We start from the raw sequence: 9,350 nt of genomic DNA, 5'->3' as shown, positions 1-9,350 counted from the left end.
AGAAGACCAAGCGGGACTACCCCGACGGCACGGCCTATCTGCGCCGGCGCCGGGACCGGGACCCCGCGCCTGTTCCTTGACAACCGAATAGACAGCGATGCTCGCCGGTGGGGCCGGCGGGACGGGCAGGACCGCTCCCCTACGACATGGGGGCGCAGAGTCCGCGCGGCCTGCTCGTTCTCGTCAGTGGTCCCACGGTCCCACGCTCTGACAGGGGCGTGAGCCCGTGATCCGAACGGAGCGTGGGAGTGGGGCGTGCCTTAAATGGGCTGAGGGATTCGCGCCTCGCCGTAGGCGTGCGCCTCGGCGTCGGCGAGGGCCTCGGCGTGGGAGTCCCGCTCTCCCCCGCTCCATGAGCAGGAGAGGCAGCTGGCGTGCCAGTGGGCCCAGGGGCCTGCTACTTCGACCTTCACCACGACCTGCTCGTGCCCGGCCACCCTGCCCCCTTTGGTGCGCCCCCCGGTGGTCGGCTGGGGATCGACCACCTGGCGGGCGCAGATCAAGCATGTGCCGCAAATCTGAGAATGCCCTGAGGCCAAGGTTACAGCCGGCCGAGAACGGTTGTCACTGATGAACTCCGCCGGAAATGGCGCTCAGGACTGCCCGGCGTCGCACACGCAGAACTCGTTGCCCTCGGGATCCGACATCAAGAACCACCGGCTCCCGTGCTCCAGGTGGGGCTCCGGTTCCAGGCGGAGGGCGCCGAGCGACTCCAGACGGGCAACCTCCCCGTCCACGTCGGGAGTCTCTATGTCCCAATGCATCCGGTTCTTCCCGGTCTTGGCCTCGGGGACCCGCTGCAGCAGGATCTTCGGAACGGCACCGTCCTTGGACACGAGCATCACGTAGTTACCGGCGGCCCCGACCCGCTCCACTCCCAGAGCCTGGGTCCAGAACTCGGCCAGGGCTTCCGGGTCCGCGCAGTCCAGCACCAGTCCGATGGTTGCGTCAGCCATGGCCCCAGGATGTCAGGACCCGGACGCGTGCCTCCCCCGCGCGCCGGGCCGCGGCGGTCGGTCAGGCCGGCGGGATCAGCCGGAGCCCGTGGCGGGCACCGATCTCCACCAATCCGGCGATGTCGGGCGGGGCCGTCGGGGCCGGCGGGACCTCGCGGGCCGTGGCCGGCTCACCCGCTTCAGTGAAGAACTTGTCGATGCCGCCCGGCTCGTATTTCACGAGGAGCTTGACGGTGCTGGTCGGTTCGAAGTTCTCCTCGGTCCCGGCGGGGATGTAGAAGATCGATCCGGGTCCGCCCTCGAAGGTCTCCCCTCCGATGTGGTAGTGGAGCGTGCCCTCGAGCAGGTAGACGGTCTCGTCACCGTCATGGCAGTGGAGAGGCGGTGCGGCGCCGACCGGGATGGTGAAATGCATCACGGTCGTCTTGCCGCTCGTCTCGTCGGCGGAGACGAGCACCTCGTAGAGGCCCCCGAGCATCCAGACGGCCTGTCCCTTGCCCAGGTCCTTGACGACAGCCTTGCCAGACATCTGCCTCCCTTTCGGATCAGCCCAGCCCGACGCGGTGTTCGTAGCCCGGCGGACAGGCGGATCAGCGCGCCGTCCGAGAATGGGCACCAAAAGGACCGCCCGTCCGCGTAGGGTCGGAGGCGTGGACCGGGCCCTGTACTTCAATCCGTCGTGCTCCAAGTGCCGGACGGCAGACTCGCTCCTTCGCGAGAAGGGCGTCGAGGCGCAACAGGTGCGCTACCTGGACACGGCCCCGACCGTCGACGAGCTCCACCTGCTGATGAAGAAACTGGGCATCGACGACCCCCGCCGGATGATGCGCACCGGGGAGGCGGCGTATTCGGAGCTGGGCCTGGACGAGGCTTCCCCCGACAAGCTCCTGGAGGCCATCACCAACCACCCGATCCTGCTCGAGCGGCCGATCCTCGTGGTGGGAGACCGGGCGGTGATCGCCCGGCCCCCCGAGCGGGTCCTCGAGCTGCTCTAGCGCCCGGAGGCCGCGGTGGGAGCTGTGCTGGTCGTCATCGGGGCCGGGGGGATGGGTCAGATCATCGCCCGCCGCCTGAGCACGGGGCGGTCGGTCCTGCTCGCGGACGTGAACGAGGACGCCCTGCAGGCGGCCGCCGACCGACTCGCCGGCGACGGTCACGACGTTGCCACCTACCCCGTCGACGTCTCGTCCCGGGAGTCGGTGGCCACACTGGCCCGGGCGGCCCAGGAGATGGGAGACCTGTTCCAGTTGGCCCACACCGCCGGGCTGTCGCCCGCGCAGGCGCCGGCGGCGGCCATCCTGGCCGTGGATCTGGTCGGGGTGGCGTTGGTGCTGGAGGAGCTGGGCCGGATCGTCGCTCCGGGCGGGGCGGGTGTGGTCATCTCCAGCATGGCCGGGCACATGACCCCGCCACTGCCCCCCGACCAGGAGGCGGCCCTGGCGACGACGCCGGCAGACGAGCTGCTGCAGCTTCCGTTCGTGAGCCCCGAAAACGTGACCGATCCCGGCGCCGCCTACGCCCTGGCCAAGCGGGCCAACGTCGTGCGGGTGCAGGCCGCGAGCGTGGCGTGGGGCCGGCGGGGCGCGCGTATCAACTCGATCAGCCCCGGCATCATCTCGACCTCCATGGGCCAGCAGGAGCTGGACTCCGAGGTCGGCCCGATCATGCGGGCCATGGTCTCGGCCTCGGCCACCGGGCGCCTGGGCACGCCCGACGACATCGCCGCCGCTGCCGCCTTCCTGCTCGGGCCCGAGGCCTCCTTCATCACCGGGACCGACCTTCTCGTCGACGGCGGGGTGGTCGCCGCGGTCCGAGCCGGCCGGCTCGAGCTCTGAGCCCGCGTCCGTACACTCGGGTCCCGTGGACGGAGCGCTCGGTGATCCGCTGGACTTCGAGGTCGTCGTCGCCAGCCTCCGCATGGGCCGGGAGAACTCGGGCGGCTACCTGGCCGAGCTGGCCGACCGGTTGAACCGCGCCCTGCCCGGGCGGGTGCACGTGGAGCGGGCCGGACTGTTGTCCCGGAAGGTCAAGGCCATCACGTGCGAGGTGGCCGACAAGCACTTCCGGGCCGAGACGGCCGGCGCCGGCACCAACTGCAGCGTGGCGTCGGTCGTCCGCGGCGTGGTGATCCGCACCGACGAGCGCACCCTCGACGCCTGGCTGGCCGACCTGTCCCAGGAGCTGACCCGGGCGGCGGAGCACAGCCAGGAGGCTCGGGCCGCTCTCGACCGTCTGCTCCGATAGACCGGCAGGGCCAAGGGACGGGCGTGGTATCAACCCCTTTGCCCGGAGGCGGAGCATCCTGAGGGCGTCCGTGCGAGGCTGATTCGCAACCGACCCGGGAGGATGCAGCCCGATGACCTTCGCCAACGCCGAGGCGGCCGAGTTCTGGGCGGGGATGGCGCCCACGTGGCGGGAGCTGGAGGACCAGCTCGACGAGGTGGCCGGCCCGCCCGGCCGGTGGGCCATGGAGCGACTGGGGCTGAAGCCCGGGGACTGCGTCTTGGACCTGGGCTGCGGGACGGGTGTCACGACGGTGGCTCTGGCCGGCGCGGTCGGGCCCGAGGGCCGAGTCGTCGGGCTGGACATCGCCGAGGAGATGCTCCAGGCGGGCCGGGACCGGGCATCCAGGGGCGGCATCAAGAACGTCGAGTTCGTGCACGGTGACACCCAGGTCCACGACTTCGGGCGGGTGGTGTTCGACGCCGCCTTCTCGCGGTTCGGCGTCATGTTCTTCGCCGACCCGGAGGCGGCGTTCGCCAACGTGCACCGCTTCCTCCGGCCCGGGGGGCGGATGAGCTTCGTGTGCTGGCAGAGCGGTGTGCAGAACGAATGGATGCTGATCCCCGGCGCCGCCGCCCTGGCCGCCCTGGGTGCCACCCCTCCGATGCCGGACCCCGACCAACCGGGCCCGTTCGCGTTCGCCGACCCCGAGCGGGTCAGCTCCATCCTCGAGAAGGCCGGGTTCAGGTCGATCGCCATCGACCAGCGCAACGACATGGTCGTGACCGAGGAGGACCAGATACCGGAGGTCGCCCGGACCAGCTCCAGGGTCGGGATGGTCCGGGAGCTGCTGCGCGACGCCGACGACGCCACCGTGCGGCGGGTCCTCGGGGCCATCGAGGACGCCATGCGGGCCCGGCTCGAGGGCGGTCAGGTCCAGGCGACACGAGGGGTGAACCTGGTCAGCGCCGTGGCGTGAGCTCGACGGCAGGATGGGCCGGGCCCGCAACGAATAACTTTCGGCGGGACGGTCGGCTCCGACGAGCCGACCGCCGGTTGGGGGCAGCGGATGGGTGATGATCGGTCGGCATCGGCCTGGTTGGATGCTCCGCCCGAAGGAGTCGCCGGAACCAAGCGGTCGAGCCTCGAGCGGGTGAGCCTGGCGGTGACGCCCGAGGAGCTGGCGGCCGCCCTGCCCCGTGCCGTGCGGCAGCTCGGCGCCCGGCTCGAGCTCGACGGGGGGACGGCTTCCGGAACCATCCAGTACGAGCCCCGGACCGACACCTACCCCTACAGCATCGGGTTCCGCATCGAAGCCGGCGGTGACGCCGGCACCGCAGACCTCCAGCTCTGGTCGAGGTCCCGGTTCCGCCCCGGAACCGGGCGGGAGCTGGTCCGGTTCAGAACCCGCTTGATCAACGAGCTCGAGTGGGCTCTGGCGGCGGCGTTGGCGCGCGACGGTAATGCCGGCGTGAGATCCGTCCACGGGGCGGACGGGCTCCTCTCCCGCCGGAGACTCCCTCCCCTCGACGCGGCCATTGCCGCCAGCCTGGCGAGCGGCCCCCGGTGGGGTCCCGGCCACGCCGCCCTGGCGTGGATAGCCGCCTTCGGGCCGATCGTGCTGCTCGTTCCGCTCGTGGCCTTCGTCCACGGGGTCGAGGGAGTATCGACCCTCCTCGGAGAGTCCTCCCTCGGCGTGTTCGTGTGGCTGGTCGGGCGGCGCTACGCCCGGGCCCGGGGCGGCTGGGGTCCCGCCTTCGGGTTGAGCCGGCCCCGCCTCGCCGATGCTCTGCCGGCTGCAGGCTTCTTCGTCCTCCAGATGGTGGCGCGCATAATCGTGGGCGCCATCCTGATCGCCGCCCTGCACGGCCTCACCGCCCAGAGCGCGTCGAACGTGCCGAGGCTGCAGGGGTTCCCCGTCGGGTTGTTCGTCGAGTACCTCCTGGCGGCGGTGATCGTCGCTCCGCTGGTGGAGGAGACGCAGTTCCGGGGGCTCATCCTCCGGGGCCTCATGGCTCGCTGGTCTTTCTGGCCGGCGGCGCTGGTCTCATCCGTCAGCTTCGGAATACTTCACTCCCCCGCCGCCGGCTCGGCCAAGGGCGCCGTCTACCTCGGCGTGATCATGACGTTGTTCGGGCTCATCCAGTGCATCCTGGTGCGCCGGAGCGGGCGGCTGTTCCCCGCCATGGTCGTGCATGCGCTGGCCAACGCCCTCGTGCTCGGTATCGCCGTCGCCTGACGGACCTCGGTTGGGCACCAGCGCATGAAGGACGACCGTCTGACCACCTGCTTCGTCTGCTCGCAGCCACCCACTCTCCCCCCACCGGGCCGCTGAGATGCCGGCCCTCTTCGACGGCGTCGCCGACCACTACGACCGGGCTCGGCCCAGCTATCCCGACGGGATCTACGACGCCCTCGACGCCGAGTTGGACGGCCTGTCCGGCAAGGTCGTCGTCGACCTCGGAGCCGGCACGGGCATCGCCTCCCGTCAGCTGCTGGCCCGCGGCGCCCAGGTCATCGCCCTGGACCTGGCCGAGCAGATGATCCGGCGGGCCCGGAGGGCCGACCCGCCGACTCCCTCCGCCGTTGCCGACGGCTGTGCCGTCCCGCTGCGCTCGGGCTGCGCCGAGCTGGTGTCCTTCGCCCAGTCCTGGCACTGGTTCGACGTGGCTCGGACCGCACCGGAGATCGTCCGGGTCCTGGTTCCGGGTGGTCTGTGGGCGGCGTGGTGGAGCCACCCGCGGGCCGACGGCGAGGAATGGTTCGAGGCCCTCCAGGCGCTGCTGGAGAGGGCGTGCCCCAGCTACTCCCGCCAGCACCGAAACACCGGCAACCGCACCTGGGAGGATGAGCCGGTCGGTGCCACCGGACTCTTCCGAACCGGCCGGAAGGTGATCGTGGCCTGGGCCCGCGAGGTCAGCTGTCACGACTGGATCTTGGAGACCCGGAGCACCTCCTACGTGAGCGCGCTGGATCCCGGGGCGAGGGAGATCCTCATCTCTGCGATCGACCAGGTCATCGCCGGCGGCTTCCCGAGCGGCCGAATGCGGGTGCCGTACAGCACGCATGTGTGGATGGCCCGCGCCGCCTGATTCAACTGGTCGAGCGTCGCGCTGGCGGCAGCTCCAGACGCTCCACCCGCAGGACGGCGGCCGGCACCGGCGCGGCGGGGAGAAAGGCCGTGGTCGGCACGGTCCGCACGACGCGGGCCCCGTAGACGAGGGACCAGCGCGCCGAGCCCCGGCCCCGACCCGTGGCCCAGCGGTCGGCCACGAAGGTCGGCACCACCAGATCGGCGGTGAGCAGCCGGCTCCCCGGGCTCAGCAGCCGGCGCAGCAGCGGCGTGACCAGGGCGAACGGAGGGTTCGCCACGACGCGGAACGGCCGGCGCGGCAGGCGCAGGTCGGCGGCGTCAGCCTGGACGACGATCACGGCCGGTCCGAACTGACGGCGCAGGCGCCCGGCCCGGGCCGGATGCAGCTCCACCGCCACCACCCGGGCCCCGGCCCGGAGGAGCGGCGCGGTCAGGGCGCCGGTCCCGGCGCCGACGTCCAGCACCAGTTCGCCGGGACGGACGCCCGCCCCCTGTACGAGGCGGTCCGCCCAGTGGTCAGAGAGACGGTGGTAGCCCCACCGCGTGCCCCGTTCCCCGGGCACGGAACATCACCATGGTCACGAGGGGATCCTGGCGCGCCAGAGGCGCCGCCTCCAACGAATTACCGGTCCAGCATCAGTCCTACAACGTTCCGCCCGACAACGATGGTCCCCAGCGTGCCCCGCGTTGGTCGTCAGCCGGGGGAGCTGCCCCCCGACGTGGTGGATCCGGGTGGGGGTGACTCGGGGTGTAGCTCGTCCAGCCTGGATCCTCCGTCATGGACAGATCCCGCTATCGCAGAAGCACCGTCGCCAGCCCCGTGAGCGAGAGCCGGTGGGCGCCCTGTCTCGCCATCGCATGCGTGCATCGGACCTCAGGGTCCAGAAGCCCAGAGCCGGACCGTCACGATCTTCTACTCTCCCGTAACCCCGTCCAGGAGCTCTCTCGTCGCGTCTGCGTGTCCAGCGTGACGGGCGGTTTCGTTGATCAGATGGAGGAGCACGAAGCGGAGCTCGTGCCCGTCTGCCCAGCCCGCCCCCACCTCGTCCAGCGGGAGCGACCTGGCGACGGCGTCGGTGGCGAGCGCCCGAGCCTCATATCCGGCGGCGACCTGAGCCAGAGTCAGTCCCGGTCCAGGCTCGAACTCCTCTTCCTCGCGGCTGACTTCGGCCCCGGCGAACCCGCCGTCGATCCAGCGCCATTCCACCCGGGTGAGGTGATGGACGATTCCGATGATCGAGATCAGCCTTCCCTGGGGCCGCCAACGGGCCTGGGCATCCGAGAGCCCCCGGGCCTTCCTGAGGACGGCCCGCCGGAGGTAGCCGAGCCACTCGAGGAACAGCTCCCGTTCGTCATGACTGCCGGTTGGAAACCCAACCTCGTCCACGGACACGCCCCTCAGCGTGCCAGGCGGGCGTCTGAAGCCCGCCCTACCCGCTCGCGCGCTCCTTGGTCCGCCGCTCCCACGCCGGCCACTCGACGGCAATGCGCTCGGCCACGTCGATGAGCGTCGTCGCCAGGCGCTGGGGCCAGTTCGGAGACGCCTTGAGGATCGTCGGATGGTCGGGACTGTCCCGGCCCGGGGGGGCCGAGGTGAACATCACGACCGCGATGTCGGGAGAGCCGTCGAGGATGGCCTCGGCCGCCTGCCAGCCGTCCAGGCCCGGCATGTTGAGGTCGAGCACCACCCCGCCCGGTTGCAAGCGCCGGGCCTTCTCCACCGCCTCGATGCCGTCCTCGGCCTCGCCCACGATCTGGAGGCGGCTGTCGTCCTCGAGGAGCAGCCGCATCATCATCCGGATGTCCCGGTTGTCGTCAGCGATGAGGACACGCAACCGGGGTCCGGCCGCCTGTGCAGTCCCAGCTGATGACATTTCGAACCGCCCTCCCGCCGAGGTGCATCGGCTGTTGCCGCCCCGGTCTGAGCCGCTTTGTTGTCCACAAGGCCGGACGGGGTGTACCACGCGGACGCAACCGGCGCACAGGCCGCTACCGCGCGTGTGAGGCCACGCGCGTCCATGGCCCGGATTGACGGCGCCACCGTGATCCGCACCCCGGATCGGGCACGATCTGGGGCGTGATCCAGGCCGGCCCCCAAGATCTGGTCGCTGAGGCGTGGGCGGCGCTCGTCGGTGACACCGGCCCGCCCCAACCCGCGCTTGACCCCGCGTCGATCACCGGGACTCCCGGCTCGCTGCCATCGGCGTTCCGGGCCGAGGACACGGCACTGGCTTGCGTAGCCGTGGCCCTCGGGGCGGCGGCCGAGCTGCACCGGGCGCTCGACGGCACTCTGCCCGTGGTCAGGCTCGACCGGCATCACGTGGCAGCCGCCGTGCGCAGCGAGCGGTACTTCCGGGTCGGCGGACAAGGCGCCGGCATGGGCTTCGCTCCGCTCTCCCGCTTCTGGCCCACTGCCGACGGCTGGGTCCGCACCCACGCCAACTACCCCTGGCACAAGGCGTCACTGCTCGGCGCCCTGGCCGCTGACGACGACCCCGAATCGGTCGCGACCGCCATGAGGTCCCTTCGGAGCGAGGAGGTCGAGCACCGGGTCTTCTCCACCGGCGGAGTGGCCGCGGCCGTGCGCTCGCTCCCGGAGTGGTCCCGTCACCCCCAGGGGCGGGCGGTCGCCACCGAGGCGTTGATCGGGCAACAGGTGATCGGGTCCCGGACGGCGAGGCACCGGCCCCGCGGAGATCGCCCGGCGGCGGGCGTGCGTGTCCTGGACCTGACGAGGGTGATCGCCGGCCCCGTGTGCACCCGGTTCCTGGGCGCCCTGGGCGCCGAGGTGCTGCGCATCGATCCTCCCCGCCGCCCGGACATGGCGCCGGCGGTTCCGGCCGACACCCTGCTGGGCAAGCGGAGCTCTCTCCTCGATCTGGCCGAGAGCGACCAACGCCAGAGACTGGATGGGCTGCTCGACGAGGCCGACGTCGTGGTGTGCGGGTACCGCCCCGGAGCCCTGGAACGGTTCGGGTTGGGCGCCGCGGACCTGGCCGGCCGATCCCACGGCCTGGTGGTCGTGTATCTCGACGCGTGGGGCCACACCGGGCCGTGGGCGGGCCGGCGCGGCTTCG

13 protein-coding genes are annotated in these 9,350 nt (G+C 71.5%); 7 read left to right on the top strand and 6 right to left on the bottom strand.

The window, feature by feature from the left end; genetic code table 11:
- Positions 1-260: 260 nt before the first annotated feature.
- From VFW24_17505 to VFW24_17495, 3 genes are all read right to left on the bottom strand, one after another.
- Positions 261-503 (bottom strand): hypothetical protein, encoded by a 243-nt coding sequence (locus VFW24_17505; GenBank protein HEX5268565.1) that lies wholly within the window; start codon positions 501-503, stop codon positions 261-263.
- Between the two features lie 90 nt (positions 504-593).
- Complete coding sequence (locus VFW24_17500; GenBank protein HEX5268564.1) at positions 594-956, bottom strand: VOC family protein; 363 nt, start codon at positions 954-956, stop codon at positions 594-596.
- A gap of 61 nt (positions 957-1,017) precedes the next feature.
- On the bottom strand, positions 1,018-1,485 hold the full coding sequence (locus tag VFW24_17495; GenBank protein ID HEX5268563.1) for a cupin domain-containing protein: 468 nt from the start codon (positions 1,483-1,485) through the stop codon (positions 1,018-1,020).
- Between the two features lie 121 nt (positions 1,486-1,606).
- Between VFW24_17495 and arsC the strand changes: the two genes are divergently transcribed.
- The 6 genes from arsC to VFW24_17465 all read left to right on the top strand — a co-directional run bounded on the left by arsC (position 1,607) and on the right by VFW24_17465 (position 6,271).
- Complete coding sequence (arsC, locus tag VFW24_17490; GenBank protein HEX5268562.1) at positions 1,607-1,951, top strand: arsenate reductase (glutaredoxin); 345 nt, start codon at positions 1,607-1,609, stop codon at positions 1,949-1,951.
- Between the two features lie 15 nt (positions 1,952-1,966).
- Positions 1,967-2,791 (top strand): SDR family oxidoreductase, encoded by an 825-nt coding sequence (locus VFW24_17485; protein ID HEX5268561.1) that lies wholly within the window; start codon positions 1,967-1,969, stop codon positions 2,789-2,791.
- 25 nt (positions 2,792-2,816) lie between these two features.
- Positions 2,817-3,200 carry a hypothetical protein gene (locus VFW24_17480; GenBank protein HEX5268560.1) on the top strand — a complete coding sequence of 128 codons (384 nt, stop codon included), beginning with the start codon at positions 2,817-2,819 and terminating at the stop codon, positions 3,198-3,200.
- 112 nt (positions 3,201-3,312) lie between these two features.
- Entirely contained in the window at positions 3,313-4,158 is an 846-nt protein-coding gene (locus tag VFW24_17475; protein HEX5268559.1) for a methyltransferase domain-containing protein, read from the top strand.
- 174 nt (positions 4,159-4,332) lie between these two features.
- Positions 4,333-5,418 carry a type II CAAX endopeptidase family protein gene (locus VFW24_17470; protein HEX5268558.1) on the top strand — a complete coding sequence of 362 codons (1,086 nt, stop codon included), beginning with the start codon at positions 4,333-4,335 and terminating at the stop codon, positions 5,416-5,418.
- Between the two features lie 97 nt (positions 5,419-5,515).
- Positions 5,516-6,271: a class I SAM-dependent methyltransferase gene (locus VFW24_17465; GenBank protein ID HEX5268557.1), complete on the top strand. Its 756-nt coding sequence runs from the start codon at positions 5,516-5,518 to the stop codon at positions 6,269-6,271.
- 1 nt (position 6,272) lies between these two features.
- Here VFW24_17465 and VFW24_17460 read toward each other — a convergent pair whose 3' ends face one another.
- The 3 genes from VFW24_17460 to VFW24_17450 all read right to left on the bottom strand — a co-directional run bounded on the left by VFW24_17460 (position 6,273) and on the right by VFW24_17450 (position 8,108).
- A complete protein-coding gene (locus VFW24_17460) occupies positions 6,273-6,836 on the bottom strand; it encodes an rRNA adenine N-6-methyltransferase family protein (protein ID HEX5268556.1) in 564 nt (187 codons plus the stop codon).
- Between the two features lie 350 nt (positions 6,837-7,186).
- A complete protein-coding gene (locus VFW24_17455; GenBank protein ID HEX5268555.1) occupies positions 7,187-7,666 on the bottom strand; it encodes a DUF664 domain-containing protein in 480 nt (159 codons plus the stop codon).
- 37 nt (positions 7,667-7,703) lie between these two features.
- Positions 7,704-8,108 (bottom strand): response regulator transcription factor, encoded by a 405-nt coding sequence (locus VFW24_17450; GenBank protein HEX5268554.1) that lies wholly within the window; start codon positions 8,106-8,108, stop codon positions 7,704-7,706.
- A gap of 242 nt (positions 8,109-8,350) precedes the next feature.
- Here VFW24_17450 and VFW24_17445 point away from each other — a divergent pair.
- Positions 8,351-9,350 (top strand): CoA transferase (locus VFW24_17445; protein ID HEX5268553.1); only part of this gene is annotated, 1,000 nt, incomplete at its 3' end.

Source organism: Acidimicrobiales bacterium (assembly GCA_036273495.1).
In the GTDB taxonomy this organism is placed as follows: Bacteria; Actinomycetota; Acidimicrobiia; order Acidimicrobiales; family JAJPHE01; genus DASSEU01.
This window is presented reverse-complemented; position numbering and strand designations above follow the sequence as displayed.

Bases quoted from the DNA above. Each gene is read 5' to 3' on its own strand.
- VFW24_17495 (HEX5268563.1), bottom strand. From the start codon at position 1,485: ATGTCTGGCAAGGCTGTCGTCAAGGACCTGGGCAAGGGACAGGCCGTC.
- VFW24_17465 (HEX5268557.1), top strand. From the start codon at position 5,516: ATGCCGGCCCTCTTCGACGGCGTCGCCGACCACTACGACCGGGCTCGG.
- VFW24_17500 (HEX5268564.1), bottom strand. From the start codon at position 956: ATGGCTGACGCAACCATCGGACTGGTGCTGGACTGCGCGGACCCGGAA.
- VFW24_17475 (HEX5268559.1), top strand. From the start codon at position 3,313: ATGACCTTCGCCAACGCCGAGGCGGCCGAGTTCTGGGCGGGGATGGCG.